Source organism: Vibrio sp. E150_018, from assembly GCF_053544035.1.
The window spans coordinates 299,072-317,925 of the sequence record NZ_JBHGNY010000003.1; the positions used below are offsets into that span (position 1 = coordinate 299,072).

16 protein-coding genes are annotated in these 18,854 nt (G+C 39.8%); 10 read left to right on the forward strand and 6 right to left on the reverse strand.

Annotation, left to right across the window (positions count from 1 at the left end; translation table 11 throughout):
- Positions 1 to 90: 90 nt before the first annotated feature.
- Complete coding sequence (locus tag ACE3G9_RS06175) at positions 91 to 2,277, reverse strand: TonB-dependent hemoglobin/transferrin/lactoferrin family receptor (RefSeq protein ID WP_449218689.1); 2,187 nt, start codon at positions 2,275 to 2,277, stop codon at positions 91 to 93.
- A gap of 238 nt (positions 2,278 to 2,515) precedes the next feature.
- Here ACE3G9_RS06175 and ACE3G9_RS06180 point away from each other — a divergent pair, with 238 nt between their 5' ends.
- Entirely contained in the window at positions 2,516 to 3,409 is an 894-nt protein-coding gene (locus ACE3G9_RS06180; protein ID WP_417878952.1) for a LysR family transcriptional regulator, read from the forward strand.
- A gap of 55 nt (positions 3,410 to 3,464) precedes the next feature.
- On the opposite strand, the gene ACE3G9_RS06185 is transcribed toward ACE3G9_RS06180, so the two are convergent.
- On the reverse strand, positions 3,465 to 6,146 hold the full coding sequence (locus ACE3G9_RS06185) for a bifunctional acetate--CoA ligase family protein/GNAT family N-acetyltransferase (RefSeq protein WP_449218690.1): 2,682 nt from the start codon (positions 6,144 to 6,146) through the stop codon (positions 3,465 to 3,467).
- A gap of 226 nt (positions 6,147 to 6,372) precedes the next feature.
- On the opposite strand from ACE3G9_RS06185, the gene ACE3G9_RS06190 reads away from it, so the two are divergent.
- Both ACE3G9_RS06190 and ACE3G9_RS06195 read left to right on the forward strand, forming a co-directional pair.
- Positions 6,373 to 6,999, forward strand: coding sequence for an SPOR domain-containing protein (locus tag ACE3G9_RS06190; RefSeq protein ID WP_449218691.1), 627 nt, complete (start codon positions 6,373 to 6,375; stop codon positions 6,997 to 6,999).
- A 157-nt stretch (positions 7,000 to 7,156) separates the two neighbouring features.
- Positions 7,157 to 8,155 (forward strand): D-alanine--D-alanine ligase, encoded by a 999-nt coding sequence (locus ACE3G9_RS06195; protein WP_449218728.1) that lies wholly within the window; start codon positions 7,157 to 7,159, stop codon positions 8,153 to 8,155.
- 38 nt (positions 8,156 to 8,193) lie between these two features.
- Here the strand turns inward: ACE3G9_RS06195 and ACE3G9_RS06200 are convergent, their stop codons facing one another.
- Complete coding sequence (locus tag ACE3G9_RS06200; RefSeq protein WP_449218692.1) at positions 8,194 to 9,162, reverse strand: tyrosine-type recombinase/integrase; 969 nt, start codon at positions 9,160 to 9,162, stop codon at positions 8,194 to 8,196.
- A gap of 230 nt (positions 9,163 to 9,392) precedes the next feature.
- On the opposite strand from ACE3G9_RS06200, the gene yciH reads away from it, so the two are divergent.
- The 6 genes from yciH (at position 9,393) to phnE (ACE3G9_RS06230) (ending at position 14,464) form a co-directional block, all read left to right on the forward strand.
- Positions 9,393 to 9,704 (forward strand): stress response translation initiation inhibitor YciH, encoded by a 312-nt coding sequence (gene yciH / locus ACE3G9_RS06205; protein WP_417878956.1) that lies wholly within the window; start codon positions 9,393 to 9,395, stop codon positions 9,702 to 9,704.
- 354 nt (positions 9,705 to 10,058) lie between these two features.
- Entirely contained in the window at positions 10,059 to 10,469 is a 411-nt protein-coding gene (locus tag ACE3G9_RS06210; RefSeq protein WP_417878957.1) for a cystatin domain-containing protein, read from the forward strand.
- A 296-nt stretch (positions 10,470 to 10,765) separates the two neighbouring features.
- Positions 10,766 to 11,641, forward strand: coding sequence for a phosphonate ABC transporter ATP-binding protein (gene phnC / locus ACE3G9_RS06215; RefSeq protein ID WP_417878958.1), 876 nt, complete (start codon positions 10,766 to 10,768; stop codon positions 11,639 to 11,641).
- A gap of 55 nt (positions 11,642 to 11,696) precedes the next feature.
- Positions 11,697 to 12,617 (forward strand): phosphonate ABC transporter substrate-binding protein, encoded by a 921-nt coding sequence (phnD, locus tag ACE3G9_RS06220; protein ID WP_417878959.1) that lies wholly within the window; start codon positions 11,697 to 11,699, stop codon positions 12,615 to 12,617.
- A gap of 78 nt (positions 12,618 to 12,695) precedes the next feature.
- Entirely contained in the window at positions 12,696 to 13,571 is an 876-nt protein-coding gene (phnE, locus tag ACE3G9_RS06225; protein WP_449218693.1) for a phosphonate ABC transporter, permease protein PhnE, read from the forward strand.
- A complete protein-coding gene (phnE, locus tag ACE3G9_RS06230) occupies positions 13,571 to 14,464 on the forward strand; it encodes a phosphonate ABC transporter, permease protein PhnE (RefSeq protein WP_449218694.1) in 894 nt (297 codons plus the stop codon). Before phnE (ACE3G9_RS06225) ends, phnE (ACE3G9_RS06230) begins: the two co-directional genes overlap by 1 nt.
- A gap of 323 nt (positions 14,465 to 14,787) precedes the next feature.
- Here the strand turns inward: phnE (ACE3G9_RS06230) and ACE3G9_RS06235 are convergent, their stop codons facing one another.
- Positions 14,788 to 15,465: a glutathione S-transferase gene (locus ACE3G9_RS06235; RefSeq protein ID WP_449218695.1), complete on the reverse strand. Its 678-nt coding sequence runs from the start codon at positions 15,463 to 15,465 to the stop codon at positions 14,788 to 14,790.
- A gap of 156 nt (positions 15,466 to 15,621) precedes the next feature.
- On the opposite strand from ACE3G9_RS06235, the gene ACE3G9_RS06240 reads away from it, so the two are divergent.
- The gene (locus tag ACE3G9_RS06240) at positions 15,622 to 17,919 is read left to right on the forward strand and encodes a peptidase U32 family protein (RefSeq protein WP_449218696.1); all 2,298 of its coding nucleotides are present in this window, start codon (positions 15,622 to 15,624) and stop codon (positions 17,917 to 17,919) included.
- A 209-nt stretch (positions 17,920 to 18,128) separates the two neighbouring features.
- Here the strand turns inward: ACE3G9_RS06240 and ACE3G9_RS06245 are convergent, their stop codons facing one another.
- Positions 18,129 to 18,482: a hypothetical protein gene (locus tag ACE3G9_RS06245; protein ID WP_417878964.1), complete on the reverse strand. Its 354-nt coding sequence runs from the start codon at positions 18,480 to 18,482 to the stop codon at positions 18,129 to 18,131.
- Positions 18,479 to 18,781, reverse strand: a complete 303-nt coding sequence (locus tag ACE3G9_RS06250) for a c-type cytochrome (RefSeq protein WP_417878965.1) — start codon at positions 18,779 to 18,781, stop codon at positions 18,479 to 18,481. The genes ACE3G9_RS06245 and ACE3G9_RS06250 overlap by 4 nt, the downstream gene beginning before the upstream one ends.
- Between the last annotated feature and the right edge of the window lie 73 nt (positions 18,782 to 18,854).

The following is an 18,854-nucleotide window of genomic DNA, read 5'->3' on the forward strand; positions in this document are numbered from 1 at the left end:
AGAAACCCGAAACCAAAAGACCCCTATGAAACATAGGAGTCTTCATTTTAGTGAGATTTTTATTAACGTCAGCTAAGGTTAGCTAGGAACTTAAAATTGGTAATCTAAACTTACGCCCCAATTACGGCCTGGCTGAGTATAAAAATCAACATTTTTTGATCCTGGAGTGTTACCACGTTCTAGATCAGAGTAATGCCAATATTTCTTATCAAACGCATTAAATAAGCCCGCACGAAGCGTTAAGTCATTAATAGGGCGGTAATACGCGGTTAAGTCCACCAAAGTATAGCCCGGTGCATCTTTGTATTCATCGCTAGACCAATCATCTTTACTCGCGGCCATCGTGACGTTAAGTAAGCCACCGAACACAAAATTAAGGCTGTCATAACCTAAACCAACATTACCAGTTAGCGGAGCTACAGAATCAAGATGCTCGCCAGTGTCTTTATCCCGACCTTCGGCATAAGCAACAGAAAGCTTGGAGTAAAAACCTTTTGGTGCACCGAACGCAGTATCTAACATAGTTGTAGATGAGAATTCAGCACCGTAAATTTCCGCTTTATTAATGTTTTCTTTACTATATTTATCTTTGCCACTGCTCGCATCAGTACCAAGATTGATATCGCTGATAAAGTCAGAGTAATCATTATAAAAACCGACAATTTCAAAACGAGTACTTTCACTACGACCACGGAAACCCACTTCATAAGAAATGCTCTTTTCTGGTTTTAGATCTGGATTAGGCTCAATAATCGCTCCTTGATTATAAAAATAGTAAAGGTCATAAACAGTAGGGGCTTTAAAGCCTTGGCTTATTTGAGCAAACCCACTGAACCCATCACTAAAGTGATATACCGAACCTAATTTACCCGTCACAGCATCACTATCACTGTCTGGGTAATTAGTCGCAAATCCATCATCGCTTTCAGGTTCGGTTTTAAACGAATCATAACGAATACCGGCAGTTAGGATTAAGCGTTCTTGTAAAAAGAAAGCTTGGTCTTGGAAGTAGATACCCCATTTGGTCAAGGTAGCATCCGGCATTCCCGTGCTACCTGGTCCAACAGTCCCTAAATCATATTTATAGTCAGTATTATCCAATTCAAATTTATCGTGAATAAAAGAGGCGCCATAAGTAAATTGGTGATAATGACTATTAAATTCAACGAGTTTATCGAATTGAGAATCAAACTGAACGCTTTTATCGGTAGCATCACGTTCACGCATTCGCTCACCACTAGCCATCATTCCAGTGGTAGTGTCATAGTTCTTACTTAAGGAATCGCTTTGTTGGTAGTTAAGCGACCAATTTAAGCTATCTGCAATCGCGGCATCCATTAACCATTCATGATTAAATCCAACTCGTAATCGCTCTGATTGGTCTTCATTGTAGCTATTGGTATACGTTATTACAGGCCCCATACCTGGGAATGAAATAGAGTAATCATCGTATGACAATTCATCTTCATCGTAATTTCTCAGGTAGTATTCTAATGAGACACCAATCCGGTGAGCTTCATTCACTTGATAATAAGCTTTAGCAAGTAGGTTGCTAATATCTTTATCGGCAGGATCTGCTTGGCCACGATCAAATCCGGTAACATCAGCACCATCAGAGTGCGTTTCTGTTTCTTGACCATCAGCATAAGTTAGCATGAGTAGTGTTTCTAAATCACCATATCGCATCGCCCATGTAAGGGTATTTTTAAACGTTTCATCAGCTGAAGTATATGAGGACTTAAGACCAAAACGATTTTCATCGCTGTCGGTTACCAAAACATCTGAAGGATCTTTGGTTTTAAACAGTACTGCACCACCTAACGCATCAGAACCATAAAGGGTAGAAGAAGGGCCTTTATTCACCTCTATCGCGCTTAAAGTGTCAATTTCGATATTATTAGGGTAGGAGCGTTGTTCGGTTGATCCTGGGTTGTACGGAACCGGTTGTTCAACACCATCGACCATCACTTTAACGCGTGAAGCTTCCATTCCTCGAATGTTGTATCCAGAAATGCCAAATCGACCAGTCCCTTCAGCATCAACCCCTGGGGTATATTTTAATGCTTGCTGTGGATCTGTCGCCATTTGATTATCGACATCGGTTGACGAAACGGTTTCAACGGAAGCAGACACATCCTTGATGTTTTGTTCTGTTCGAGTTGCCGAAACGACCACTTCTTGAAGCGAAGTTAGTTCTTGTGCCGCATAAGCTGCTGGAGTTAAAGTGGAAGCAATCGTAATCGCAAGTAATGTTGGTTTTATTTTGTGGGTGTACATATAGTTATTCCATTCTCTATGTTTGTTTTCGAACGCATTCTAATAAATAAGAATGATAATAACTATCATTTGTATTGCTTATTTTGACAATTCTTTTACATTATTGAAAAATGGTTGCGTTAAATTCATTTAAAAACAATAAATTAAAGCCATTAATAAAAGTTCACTGATAAGTCATACAGTTATATTAATTGTGAACATCATCACATTTAAGCAAGTGAAAAATAAGGAAAATGATTTGAACAACAGTATTACATTGGAAGCTCTGCAAGTATTAGATGCCATAGCAAGAAGAGGGAGCTTTGCAGCAGCTGCCAACGAATTAAATCGTGCGCCATCATCTTTGAGTTATCAGGTGCAAAAACTAGAACAAGATCTCGACCTTATCATTTTTGATCGTTCAGGGCACAAAGCGGTATTTACCGATGCAGGCCAGTTATTGTTGGAAAGAGGACGTTCAATTCTATTGGCTGCCGATGAATTAGTTGAAGATGCCAACATACTGGCGCATGGTTGGGAATTAGAAATCTCCATTGCTTATGATTTATTACCCGTTGAGTTTTTCTTTCCATTAGTGAAAGAGCTGGAAAGCCATTCAAAAACTCGGGTTAAGATACAAGAAGAAATACTCGCAGGCAGTTGGGAAGCTTTAGCTTATGGGCGTGCCGATTTGCTAGTTTGCGCGAAAATGGAACACACACCGATTGATATTAAAATAGAGCCGTTAGGGACTATCAACATGTTATGGGTGGCAGAACCTAACCATATCGTGCATAAAAGAACGTCAATTTTTGATCAAAATACTCGTAATAAATATCGTGCCATTGCAGTTGCCGATTCTGCTCGTAATTCACCAGTGTTAAGTAAAAATTTAGCGGATGATCAACCTAGACTCACCGTTAGTAATTTTCCAGCCAAGGTAGAAGCATTATGTGCAGGCATTGGAATTGGAACATTACCTAAGCATATAGCCGCACCTTTGATCGAACAAGGTAAACTAAAAATGATTGAAGGAAGTGAAACTCAACCAGTAGAGATGGTGATTGCATGGCGACGCAATAAAATGGGTAAAGCGAAGTCTTGGTGTATTCAATACCTTAAGAAATACTGGAAATCCGCCAGCCTTAATTAACGTCAACTGCGGATACTAGACCACTGGCAGTGGATATAAACCTACCCACTGCTTGTTAGAGAATTAAAAGCATATCAACTATGTTGTCTTCAAAATGGATTTCTGTTTTGAAGTTCAGCTTTTTGGCTAACTGAACCATACCTTTATTGGATGGCATTGTTATTCCGGTTAAGCGAACAGTGCCTTTGGTTTGACTATAAGCAATGAGTTTTTCCATCAGTAACCTTCCAAGACCAATGCCTTTTAGGTCAGAACGAATCAAAATCGAGAATTCTGCATCATAGTTGTGAGGATCTGCGATCACTCTAGCAACACCTAGTAAGATTTCTTGGTTTTTCTCATTAGTTTGTGTGGCAACAAAGGCCATTTCGCGGTCGTAATCAATTTGCGTTAAATTGGCCAACGCCTCGTGGTTAAATTCACCAACATCGGAGAAAAAACGCTTATACAAATCCTCACGAGAAACTTGGGTGATAAATGAAGCCATTTTTTCTTCGTCTTCTGGTAATACTGGGCGTACCAAACAACGCCGACCATTTTTTAGCTGTGTCACTTCTTCATGTTCAACAGGATAAGGCTTAATGGCTAAACGTTGCCTTTTATTGCCATTGGCAGCTTGTAACTCCAAGCGGGCATCAATAACGGTAAATTCATTTCCAGCAGCTAATAATGGATGCAAATCTAAACTACGAATTTCAGGATTATCGATAACCATTTGCGATAAGCGAACCAATAATTCACATAAAGCGATAGTATCAACTGGATTTGGCAACTGTTCTAAACGCAATTTACCAATTCGCATAGCTCGTATCACTAAGTAACGCGCTAACGCCATATTTAAAGGCAGTAGGGCAACCGAAGCATCTTCAGTTACATCCCACTCAGTACCACCTTGACCGAGCATGATCACAGGACCAAAAATAGGATCACTTTCTATGCGAATTCTTAACTCTTGAGAACCAGCTCGACTCGCCATGCATTGTACCGAAACACCATGAATTAAGGCAGAAGGATAAAGCAACGATGTTCTATCCATAATGGCTTGGGTGGCACTGGCAACTTCATTGGCATTGCGTAAATTCAACATCACACCTTGTACTTCCGACTTGTGCACAATATCGGGGGAATGTAATTTCACCGCCACCGGATACCCAATTTTTTCACTGATATGTACCGCTTCACTGGCATCTGAGGCTAACCACGTAGGAAGTACCGAAATATTATAACTTTTTAATAAACCGTCAATTTGGTGGGAATCAAACAGACTAATCGATTCTTCAAGGTGGGTCTGAATCCAACTTTGCGCTTGCAATAATTGCTCAGGGTTACGTGATTCGACAGAAGAAGGGGTTTCCATTAACTGTTTTTGATTGCGTCGATATTCGACTAAGTGCATATAAGCACCAACCGCACCTTCAGGAGTTCGATAGGTCGGAATACCTGCTTGAGTAAACAAAGAACGGGCTTCTTTTGCCGTACTTTCACCAGACCAATTGGTCAAGATATTAAAACGTCGACTCTTTTTATGCTGCTTTATCATTTCAATCAAAGCTTGAGCAGTTTGTGTTGGATGAGAAATAGCAGAAGGGCTGTGCATGACTAATATAGCATCAATCGCATCACTGCCGAGTAGAATATCCATTGCCTTTGCATAGCGCTGACTGTCCGCATCACCAACAAGATCTATTGGATTACTGTGAGACCAGCTTGACGGTAAGATTTGATTTAATTGTTCAATCGTTTCTTCTGTTAATGTCGCAAGCTTACCACCACGGTGAATCAATTCATCAACTGCCATAATACCCGGGCCGCCACCATTGGTCATAATGGCTAAACGCTCACCACGTAGTGGTACCGAATGAGTTAACGTTTCTAAAGCGGCAAACAGCTCATGCGTATTGTTTACTCGTAGCATTCCAGAGCGTTTAATCGCAGAGTCATAAATAATATCGATGCTTTGCTGGCCACGCGTATGTAGCGAAGCGGCTTGCTGACCTTCAACACTACGCCCTGATTTTAAAACCAGGATCCGACGATTACGTGACGCACTCCGAGCGGCTGACATAAAAGCTCTGGCATCTTTAATCGAGTCAACATACAACAAAATAGCGGAGGTTTTGTTATCAACAGATAAGCTATCTAACAACTCAGGAAAATCAATATCAACAGCATTGCCAAGCGATACAAAAGCGGAGAAACCAATTTGTTTATCGGTCGCCCAATCAAGAATGGTGGTACACACAGCCGCAGATTGAGAAATAAAAGCAATATTACCTTGTGACGCTGTCACCGGGGAAAGAGAGGCATTTAACTTAGCCCAGGGAAGTATTAAACCCAAACTGTTAGAGCCTAACACTCGCATACCGGATTGACGTGCGATAGCTAAACACTCTTCATCTATACTTTGCTCAGAATCTTGCTCAGGTTGATACATATCCGATGAAACCACGATCACCGCACCAGCACCTTTCGCCGCTAACTCAGTAAAAATGACTTTATTGTATTTCGCTTTGGTACAAATGATGACGAGATCGGGAATTAGTGGTAGTTGATCAATACTAGAGTAGGCAAGGACACCACTCACGGATTGATACTTTGGGGTCACTGGCATGATCGCGCCTTGAAAGCCACCATTGAGCAAATTTTGCATAACGATAGAGCCGGCGCGAAAAGGGCGCTGCGAAGCACCAATAACCGCAACAGACTTTGGCTTTAACAGTTTATCTAACGTTAGCATATTCCCACCTAAACTCTTTGAAGTCACTAGGGTATATCATAATCAATATTACTATCGAATCGCTTTCCCAAACCTATCAATGTGATCTATCGCTATAATTAACTATTTTTCGTCTTTACAACCGAAAAAATTTACAAACATATCACTTTCCATTCTTTAATCGCCTTGATATTCAAGCATGGCAGAGGCATGATGTTGAGAGTTTTTATAACACTTTGGTCTTATTATGAAAAAAATAGCTATTATCTCTCTATCTGTTCTATTTTTAGCAGCTTGTTCATCGGCCAATTACGATGACGAAGTGTCTACAGAAACGTATCAAGAAACTTATCAAACCGATAAAGTGCCTCAACCACTCACTGAATCTGAAGCGCCCTTAGAGCAAGATTTAACGACAAACTCAACTCAAACTACAGAGACAAGCGTGATTGAGCCAGCAACGCTTGAAACGCCGACTGAATCCAGCAAGAAAGTTGTTAAGTTGAGCCCTCCAGCAAACGAAACCAAAGCAGAATCTTCGGAGTCTAATGTTAAAGTATTTTACCCAGAACAAGATGATGTTGCTCAACCAGCAACGAGTCATTACCTTGTTCAAGTAGCGGCACTGCAAAGTGAGAAATTCTTAACCAATACCGCAAAAGGCTTGCCAGAAAATCAGCCTAAGTGGGAAAACGTAAAAACGGTTAATGGTAAACAATGGCACAGCTTATTATTTGGTAACTTTAAAACGGCAGAAGAAGCGAAAGATGCCATTATGCGTCTACCTGCAAGCTACCAAAATATGGGACCATTTGTGAAAAGCGTAAAATCGATTACTAATTCACAGTATCCAACGTTGAAAAAACTACCATAAGAGATTCAAACTCTGGAACAAGAATAAAAAACAAACAAAGGGGGTGCTGATGCGCTCCTTTTTTATGATGATTTAGGACTTTAACGCGATTTTGTACTGCTCTTCGAACGATAAAGCATTATGATTGGTGTATAGCGTTAACATAAACAGCGTCGAAATTAAGATGAAAAATATTTTACTTTTATGTGGTGGTGGTTCTTCTGAGCATGAAGTGTCACTGGTTTCAGCCCAATACCTTGAGCAACAACTTAGTCTTACTCCAGATTTCAACGTCATTAAAGTTGAAATAAAAACAGATGCTTGGTTTGTTTCTTCTGGAGAGAAAGTAGAGCTAGACATTGCTCATTCCTGCCTAAAAGGCGAAGGCTTCCCTTCGCATGCGATTGATTTTGTTGTGCCTTGTATTCATGGTTTCCCCGGCGAAACTGGCGATATTCAATCCTTGCTTGAAATGGCCAACATTCCATATTTAGGCTGTGGTCCAGAAGCGAGCTCTAATAGCTTTAACAAGATCACTTCAAAATTATGGTATGACGCTTTAGGTATCCCGAATACTCCATACCGTTTTTTAACCGAAAACAATGACCAGTCGATTGAAACTGCTGAACAAGCCTTTGATTTATGGGGAAAGGTTTTCGTTAAAGCGGCAAGACAAGGCTCATCAGTAGGTTGCTACAGCGTGACTGAAAAAGCCAAGTTAGCACAAGCAGTTCGCGAGGCCTTTACTTACTCAGATCAAGTGCTTATCGAGAAGTCGGTAAAACCAAGAGAATTGGAAGTTGCTGCCTATCAACTTGATGGCGAACTGGTGATCACCAAGCCAGGTGAAGTCATTGCGCCCGACGGTGTGTTTTATACTTACGATGAAAAATACAGTGCAGATAGCCACTCATCGACTGTATTAGAAGCTCAAGGGCTTAGCGACGCTGAGCAACAGGCAATTCAAGACTATTCACGTAAAGTGTTTACGCATATGAATTTGAAGAACCTGTCACGTATTGATTTCTTTTTAACCAAAGAAGGCGATATCTACTTAAATGAAGTGAATACCTTCCCGGGTATGACGCCAATATCGATGTTCCCTAAATTAATGGAACATAACGGCCATAAGTTCAGCGATTTCCTAGAAAGCTCGATTAAAAATAGCTTAAGATAAGCCTAATCGCGTAAAACTCGACAATAAATAAAAGCTGGTTAATCCCAGCTTTTTATTTTTTTAAACAATAATTGTTCGGATTCTGATAGGGCATGCTTACCAATATACTGAGCCGGCATAACGGCACTCGTCCAACGCCCCAATTGCTGAATTTGTCGTAAATTATAACCTTTCTTATATAAATCCTGACTGGCTCCCACTCGACTTGATTGACCAGAAAACGCTAAATACTGAGGTAGATTAAGGAGATCACTCGCTCGGCGGAACACCCGATAGATCGACGAATCATTTAACGATTCGCTCCCTAAGTTGCCATGTTTATCGATTCGACAAAATAAAGCACCTTGATATTCATCGCCCAACAAAGTTAACCACTTTTGAAGTAATTGGCTGGTTCTTGGAGTCAGTTGATAAGTATTATCCCCAATCATCAGCTGAACGCACTCATCATTGGATAAATCCAGTTGATGTAGTGTTAAGTCTCGCAATTGCCCACGCTTTAAAAAACATTCAAACATTAGGCTATATATCAACAAATCACGCAGATCTTTTATTGAATCGCTTTCAGCTAAGCATTTAAATAACTCATTAAGATGCTTTTCAGTAAAAGGCGTTGCCTGAGCGGCGTCACCTTTTTTCATGTTGCGTAATGCTGATAGGGTAAAGTGAATTTGTCTATGGTTAGTTGGTTCTGGAAGTGAATGTAAGCGATGTACTAGGCCAATAGTTAAACTATAACGGCGTATAGAGGCATATTTTCTTTGCCTACTTTCATGCTCTAAAAACAAGCGAATGGCGGTAACAGAAGCGGGCAACGGACTGACATGACGAGTGGAGCAAAACGCAACAAAACGATTCCAATCATTGACCATAGAAAGCAACGAGTTATGCGAATAAAGACCATGAGTTAATTCAACAAAATCTTGATAACTAATCGTTTTAGAAAACAATAGGATACTTTCTTTTAATTGGGCAGGATCAGACATCAATGGAATCTTCTTTCTCATTATTCACCTTATTAAATGAGTGCTTGTGCATACTGAAAATAGCATCTTGTAGTGACTTCTTATACTATTATACCCAAAGTAATGGGAGTTACAGTAAGGCACAAGTGAGTGAAGCCCCATGAACATAGCTTGCCTAGTCGATTGGAGTAAATGAGCGTTGGCGTAAAGCTGCAGCTTCAAGTACGAAGGGTATATTAGAAAAACAAATAAACCGTAATAAAAGAGGTATTATGTCACTCGTATATTCAACCGAAGTCGGTCGTATTAAACCTAAAGAAGAAGTGAAACAACGACCAAAAGGCGACGGTATTGTTCGCATTCAAAGAGAAACCAAAGGCCGTAAAGGCAAGGGCGTTTGTGTAGTGACTGGCCTGGATATGAATGACACCGAATTAAAATTAATGGCTGCCGAACTAAAAAAAGTATGCGGCTGCGGTGGTAGTGTGAAAGACAGCACCATTGAAATTCAAGGCGATAATCGAGAGAAAATTAAAGTTCATCTAGAGAAAAAAGGACATAAGGTTAAACTTGCAGGCGGTTAATTGCTCATTTTTTTGTCATCAAGAATCCCATTTTATGAATCGTAACAATATGTTTGAAGGCTCGTTCAATAGAGCCTTACTTTCCTTAGCTGTTCAAATGGTTCTTACCAAATATTTCAATCTGCTTATCGACTTGAAACATCAGGGATTTAGTGATCATTTTCGATCACTAATGTCGTTATCACATTATTCTCTACCGCTTAGTTTGCAAGGAGTGGTTAGGAAATCGAAGATGACAAACAAATTGCTAAAATTACTGACGAAGCCTATATAGAAATCGACGAATATCGTACATAATATCTGTATATTTAAATTTATATACACTCAAGTAACTAGAAAATTTAAGGTCTTACTATGTATAAGAAATTACTTACTGTATCTGCAGCTGCTATCGTTTTATCGGCATGTAGTTCATCAGAGCAAACACAAGAAATAAACCCAGAATTGAAAATTCAATGTCAAACGACTCAACGCTTCGTTGGCGGCTGGCAAAAAGCTGAGATAACACCAGAAGCGAAGCAATCTGCGTTATTGGCTATCTCAAGTATGAAAGGCAGTCATACGCTCAAAGAGATACTTTCTGTTGAACAACAAGTTGTAGCTGGTATGAACTACAAAGTCGTATTTACCATAGATGATGGTAACGCTTATGTTACTAAAGTATTCCGCAACCCACAGGGAGAATACAATATAGTAAGCCTGCAACCTAAACAACTCGTTGATAAATGCATTGAACAACAAACTCAAATGAATCAAGAGAAGTAATTCCTCTCAATAACATCACTAGCGTAAAAATTAAGCGTCTCAAAAAAACCTAACGCGCGTTAGGTTTTTTTGTTTCAGCACTAAAGATCACAAAAAATTAATTTAAACGATAATATTTTCAAAAATACATATCTATTCATCTAAGCTCCGGCTTTCCTTGTCTAGCCATCACTTGTCGACATCATTTTTTCATTTCGGAATCTTAATATTTCAATTCCGTCACTGATTTGTATTTAAAGTGTCACAGTGTTTCTTCTTAATTTATATCAGATTTGAGAATTAAGAAGAATGAGATTATGTACCAATCAAATGATAACCATACATTAAATTACTTTATTTCCCCGGAAACTATGTTTGACCAAGACATCCGTCTCGGAGATCAAATAGCAAGCCCGCTTAAAACCAAAAAGAAATTATTAACCGTTAATCAACTCACCAAAGCCTACAAGGGCGGAAAAAATGTTTTAGATAACATTAGTTTTGATTTATACGAAGGGGAGTTTGTAGCGGTCATTGGTCGCTCTGGAGCAGGAAAATCAACCATGCTTCATACATTAAATGGCACTATTGAAGCTAGCTCTGGTGAGATTTTAGATATCAGTGGCCAAGGGGAAAATGTCGTCACTATGCCTCGAAAACAACTTAGGCAGTGGCGCAGTCAATGCAGCATGATTTTCCAGAACTTCTGCTTGGTGCCTAGGTTAGACGTTATCACCAATGTACTACTTGGCCGATTAAGTTACACACCAACGTGGAAATCCATGTTTAAAATCTTTGATGATAAAGATAGAGCTAAAGCCATTGAACTACTCAAGTGGTTAAAAATCTTACCTCACGCCCTTCAACGAGCTGAAAACCTTTCTGGTGGCCAACAACAACGTGTCGCCATTTGCCGAGCATTAATGCAACAACCCAAAATTCTGTTAGCGGATGAACCAGTCGCATCTTTAGATCCTAAGAATACGACTCGAATTATGGATGCTTTACAGAAAGTCAGTGATGAAGGGATCGCGGTTATGGTCAACCTTCACTCGATCGAATTGGTGAAGCAATACTGCACGCGTGTCATTGGGCTAGAGAAAGGCAAAGTCGTTTATGACGGGTCGCCTGATGGATTAACCGATGAAATCTTACATACGCTGTATGGCGATGAAGTCGAACAAATTAGCTAACTAAATAAACACTTAAGTAATCATTAACTTATATTCAATTGGAAAGGAACACACAATGAAGAAATTACTGACTCTTACCATGATCGCTGCGGGTCTATGTAGTATGACTGCACAGGCAAACACAGAGATTAACCTAGGTGTACTAGGGGGTGAGAACTCAACAGCACAAATAGGCAATAATCAATGTGCCAAATCGTTTATTGAAGAAAAAACCGGTGCAACCGTCAATATTCGTAACGCATCCGATTATAGTGCTGTTATTCAGGGTTTATTGGGTGATCAAGTTGATCTTGTATTAAATATGTCTCCAAAAGCATATGCATCCGTTTATTTAAAAGATAAAAGTAAAGTTGAGCTAGTAGGGATTACCACTGATGACACAGATAATTCTAAAGGTTATCACTCAGTTGTATTAGTGAAAGCCAATAGCCCTTATCAAAAATTAGAAGATTTGAAAGGTAAGGTGTTCTCGTTTGCTGATCCTGATTCAACATCGGGCTTCTTAATTCCAAACAACCAGTTTGAGCAAACGTTAGGTGGAAACATGGATAACCAGTTTAACGGTTTCTTTAATAAAGTCGGTTTTTCTGGTGGTCATGAGCAAGATATTTTAGGCGTATTAAATGGTCAGTTTGATGCATCAGTCACTTGGTCTTCTATGGTTGGAAACCGTGATGATGGCTATTCAGCTGGTGCTTTACGTAAAGTGAAAGAAAATGGTTTTGATGACCTAATGTCACAGCTACGTATTATTTGGAAATCACCACTGATTCCAAATGGCCCGACGATCGTTCGCGGTAATATGGATAAGGAATTAAAAGAGAAGCTTGTTATGGCGGTTAAGCAGTTGGATAAAGAACAACACGAATGCTTCATGAAAGCGACAGGCGGGAAACTACACTTAGAAGATACTTCTGTCAGCGAATATCAATCAGTTATTGATCTCGTTCAAGCACAAAAGAAAACGACTCGCTAATCAACGCGCCAGTGATCAGACTCATTGACCACTGGCGTTCTTTTTTCTAGGTCAATTGATTGAAACGGAAGTTGTATTTTGGATAAAAAATTTGAACAGTATTACCATCAAATTAGATCAAAGCAAAAACGCGATGCTTTGATGTGGTCAGGGTTACTGGTACTTCTCTATTTAAGCTCAGGCTATGTTGCTGAGTTCAGTTTAAGCAAGATTCTCACTAGTGCTCCAAACTTTTTTGACTATTTAGCCGATACCATTCCAGTGTTGAAATGGGATGTACTTTTTGCTGGGCGTGATACCAATGGCCATGCCATAGAAGGCTCTTTAATCTACTGGGGTTATCGATTACCAATTCAGTTACCTCTGTTGTGGGAAACCTTTTGTGTCGCAATGGCGGCAACGGTTGTTTCAGCGCTTATTGCAACAATTTTAGCTTTTTTCGCCGCTAACAATACTTATGCACCCGCGGGAGTACGCTGGGCAGTAAGAGGCTTTGTAGCATTTTTACGCACCATGCCTGAACTGGCTTGGGCGGTAATGTTTGTCATGGCCTATGGCGTAGGGGCATTACCTGGCTTTATCGCTCTAGCTCTGCATACCGTTGGTAGTTTAACCAAACTGTTTTATGAATCGATTGAAACGGCATCTATGGAGCCAGTAAGAGGATTAAGAGCTTGTGGCAGTAACCGTTGGGAAAACGTTCGCTTTGGTCTATGGCCACAAGTAAAACCTATTTTTATGTCTTACAGCTTTTTAAGGTTAGAAATCAACTTTCGATCTTCAACCATTCTAGGGTTAGTTGGGGCAGGCGGTATCGGTCAAGAACTGATGACCAATATTAAGTTAGACCGTTACGATCAAGTCAGTATGACATTGATACTCATTATTATCGTGGTATCCGCTTTGGATTCATTATCTGGGCACCTACGCAATAAAGTTTTAAAGGAATCATGATGACGTTAACTTATCGTATGTCGAATGCCGATTTAGACACATTGAAAGAGGAACATGGCGAAATCTTCTCTCAACAAAAAAGCTATCTGTCTAAATTATCAATCATCACTCTTGGAATCGTTCTATTTTACGCTTTCTTTTTTGTCGAATTTGGCGTTAGTCAGGAGATGTTCATTAATGGCAGTAAGCAATTATTGCATTACTTTTCGAACATGTTCATTTGGAAAGAGGTTGCCGAATGGCCATTTTCTTATTATTACAGCCAAATATTGATCACATTAGCGATAGTATTTGGAGGTACCATTACCGCCTCGTTAGTCGCGCTTCCGCTATCATTTTTTGCCTCTCGCAATATTATGACAGGCCCATTTGCGATTATCGCTTATGCCATACGTAAATTATTTGATGTGCTACGAGGCATTGATATGGCTATTTGGGGGATGATTTTTGTTCGCGCGATTGGCATGGGGCCACTCGCAGGCGTGATGGCAATATTTATTCAAGACTTAGGATTACTTGGTAAATTATTTGCCGAAGGGCACGAAGCGGCTGATGATAAACCTTCCCGTGGTCTCACTGCACTAGGGGCGACGAGTCTACAAAAGCATCGCTTCGGAATCTTCACCCAATCCTTTCCTACCTTCTTAGCTCTAAGCTTATATCAAATAGAATCCAATACACGTTCAGCAACGGTGCTGGGATTTGTGGGAGCGGGCGGCATTGGTTTGGTTTATGCCGAGAATATGCGTTTATGGAATTGGGACGTAGTGACTTTCATTACCTTAAATTTGGTAGTAATCGTAATGACCATGGATATGATCTCATCCAAACTACGTCAAAAATATATTATCGGGGAAGATATTCCGCTATTTGAAAGAGGTAAGCACGAGTAAACCTCATCTCCAAAAGCATATAAATTCGAGGGTGATCTATTTAGCTCTCCATTTTATACCCAAGTAACTTCAAGGTGCGAGTTTCAGCAAGAATAAAACAAGCTTTAGGCAAGGCAAATTGAATATGATCATAGTTATTCTATATCTGTTCAATTTAACGCAGCATAAAGCTTGTTTTAACTTGCCCTTCCGGAGCTTCATTCAAACCTCTTCTTTTTATAAGAGATGGGCCGCGTCAGATTGGTTTGAAAGGTGCTTCATTCCTTCGCCAATCTTCCTTGTCTAAAGGTTTGGATGATAGCTCTGAATTCTGCATCTTGAAGTCACTTGGGTATAGTTTCCATCAGAATATCTCTACGATTGACTAGCCATAACTCATGCTTTGTCATTACCTTACTGAACATCCTACTTTGTAAATACTGGTTTAGCCATTGACGTAATTTTGGGTAGGGCGACTGTAAGTACCACTGTCTTTCCACTCTGGCAAATTGACGAATAAAGGGCAGTAACGCTAAATCGGCAAGGCTTTCTTGGTCAGCCATGAAATAAGAATGTCGAGTTAAGCGCTCTTCTAATTCACAAAGGTATTTCTCACAGGCTTGCCGGCATTCAACTAGGTTTGGTTCGTGATAACGCTTAGCCGCACGGTAGGCTTCCAAGCAGGGTTTAAACTCGGTATCAAACTGGTGAATAAGGCCGCGCATCGAATTTAGCATCTCAGGCTCTGTGCTCAACAATAAATCCTCTGGATCATTTTCACTCAGCGCCCATAGCATCACTTCTGCGCTTTCCTCTATGACGGTACCACAATTTGTGACAACAACAGGGACTGTGCCTTTTGGTGAAGCTTCTAACATTTCAGGTGGTTTATCACTTAATACTATATCACGCAGTAGCACAGGTACTTGTGAACGATATATTGCCATTCTCGCTCGCATCGCAAATGGGCAGTTTCTCAGAGAGTAGAGGACAGGTAACGATCCACTTAAGTTTGTATTCATTATGATTTCCTCTGCGATTATGGTTCAGATTAACCCTTTCTCTGATAAAAATACCGCGGTTAAACCAGATATAATAGATTAATTGCCCTCAATGATACTCATCAACTACAGATCAAGGTATCATGCTGGCTTTGAAGTTATACGAGACTCCGAGTGATGAATCCAAAGATTGAATTATTAGCCCCAGGTGGCGATATTGATGCCATTAAAGCTGCCATTATTGCAGGTGCTGACGCCGTTTATTGTGGCCTAGATACCTTTAATGCCCGTAACCGTGCGTCTAATATTTCCTTTGATCAACTCGTTGGCGCGATCCGACTCGCTCACCAATATGATTGTAAAATATTTCTCACGTTGAATATTGTCATATTAGAAAGTGAATTTAAAACCGTAGTTAAATTGCTTAACCGCCTTGTCAATACCACTCTAGATGGTGTTATCGTACAAGATATAGGTTTATTGTATGTATTGCGTGAATACTTCCCAACACTTGATATTCATGCCTCTACACAGCTAACGACTCACAATGTAGGCCAAATTCCGTTTCTTAAAAAGCTCGGTGCCAGCCGTGTCAATTTATCACGAGAAATGAACCTACGTGAAATCACCGCGCTCACTAAGGTTTCTAATGAGCATGACGTACTCGTGGAAGTATTTGTACATGGTTCATTGTGTGTAGCGTTTTCTGGGTTATGTTATTCAACATCAGCTACTGCTGGTAACTCAGGTAACCGCGGTCGTTGTAGCCAAGCCTGTCGTGAAGAGTATGAAACGACAGAATCGGGTCACAATTTCCCACTGAATATCAAAGACAATTCCGCTTTCTTCGATCTACCGGCGTTAATCGACGCGGGCGTTCATTCATTTAAAGTAGAAGGGCGCATTAAAGGCGCTAGCTATGTTCATACCGTTATCGACAGCTTCCGTAAACAAATCGATGGCTACATAGAAACGGGTGAACTGACTCAAGATGGCGAGCGTTTATATAAAGTATTTAATCGTGATTTTACCAATGCTTTCCTACGCGGTGATTTAAACCAATCTATGTTTATTGATAACCCTCGTGATAACTCAAAAAATCACATTATCGATAAATTTAAAGCCGACAAAGATGAAATCATTTCAGTGGTGCAGATCTTTGATGCTAAAAAGCAATTGCATGAAGAAAAGCAACAGATCAACGCTACGGTCGATGAAAAAATCGCGCAAGTCAGTATTGAGAAAATAAAACTTAAATTGCATTTCGCTAGCCAAAAAGATCAACCTTTAACGCTCACCGTCACGACAGAGCAAAATGCGAGTACACTTCCTAATAGCCCTGTGACAACAAAGACAGCCGTATTCACTTCAAACCGTTTAATGGTTGAAAGTGAGAAGCTGAGTGTCGATAAAGAGACAGTTGAGAAGCGCTTCAAAAACATTAATAATGCTAACTATGAACTCGTTGAGTTCGATGTCGATCAAGTAGCAGATGGATTAAGCATTCCATATCGTGAAATTACCGCGCTTAAAAATGAATTACTTGCTTACTTGAATGACGGCATCAAGCCAGTAGCAGAAGTCACACTTCCTAAACTTGAACATCATACAAAACCAGTCGATCAAAAACCGGAACTGTCGATTCTTATTTGTGATGAAGACGATGCTGCGCTGGTGGATGAAACTGATGCTGACATCTACTTTAAACTACCGGATGCCTACAAGCGCGGCTGCACAAAATTCGTGACATTTTTCCAAGAGAATCCACGCTTAATTCCATGGTTCCCACCAGTATTAATTGGTAAAGACTTCGATGTTGCGCTGAATATTTTGCAAGAAGTGAAGCCTGAGCTAATCGTAACCAACAATACCGGTATTGCTTATCATGCTGAACGCTTAGGCATTAAATGGATTGCAGGGCCGTTGTTAAATACAACCAACTCTTACGCGCTTTTATCATTCCAGCAAAACTTTGGTTGTAGTGGTGCGTTTATTTCTAACGAAATAAGCCGTCAACAAATCCGCCACATTGCAAGACCAAAGAACTTCAAAATGATGTATAGCATCTATCATCCGATCTTGTTGATGGCGAGCCGTCAGTGCTTCTTCCAACAAAGTGTTGGTTGTGAAAAACCGCGCATCGATAATGGTTGCATGTTGTCGTGTGATAAAAAGACGAGCATTAAGAACTTAAAAGGCGACTCTTTCGCGATTGATAAGCAAAAGGGCGGCTATCCAAGCATTTATAACCAAGATCAGTTCCTAAACACCGATATAATCGATGATTTAAGCGACCTGTTTGATGGTTTCATGATTGACCTTACCGAGATTGGCGCTGGCGATAAGCAACTACCAAACAAAGTAGAGCTTATTAAACAATTTGAAGCTGTACTGAATGGTGAAACAGCCGCTAGTCAGGCGCTCTATGAAATGGTGCCAAGCTCGACTAATCAGCAATATCACAATGGATTGTAAGCGGTAAAAGCTAACGCTTAACTAAGTCAAAAATATTGAAAGCCAGTTACCGAGTAGGTACTGGCTTTTTTGTTGATTCAAATTTTAATCCCCATCAGATACGAATCAAAATTAGAAATTATTAAGAAACCGAGCATCCTATTTAACATAAGATATATAATGCGCATTAATATTTAGTTTGTTAAAGAACCACAACAGCTACATTTATCCTAATTTACGTTAGTCATCTTTAACCAAAAACTTTGTTGGCATAAATTCGAAAATGTTTTCTTAAATGGTTTAATTTGAATGCTATTTGGATTGGTGATGACTTGATAACTTAGCCAGTACTCAGGACAAACATTTTGAGGTTCTTCTTCTGGTAAGTGATCAAATTCAACTTCTTTACTGATCACCACACCGTCAGAAAATTTAAAACTTGTTATGGTACGTTCCGTAGTAATACCGTCATCTATGCACATGGTTGTTTCAGTATGAACAATTTTAAAATCAGCCGCATCTTTATCGTTAGATGCAGCAATTTTATCAATATAGTCAGATAATGATTTTATATTTAGATTCATTTAAGGCTTTCGTAATATGCAGCAATATCGGCGATATCGGCATCATTAATGGTTGTCGCCATTGGGGACATTACTGGATCTTTACGTTCACCGCTTTTAAAAGCTTTAATCGCTTTCTCAAGATAAGCGGCATTTTGCCCTTTAAGATTTGGATAAGTTTTAATTACCGCGACACCATCTGCACCGTGGCATGAAGCGCACATTGCAACTTTGGCTTTACCAGCTTCTGGATTCCCTGCAAAAGCAAAATGTGAAGATGTAGCAAATAAACATAGTGATAAAGTAGCGATCTTTTTCATACAAACCTCAACAAATAGGAAGATAAAATGTAAACATTACTGTATACAACTTAGCAATTAAATTAATAATATC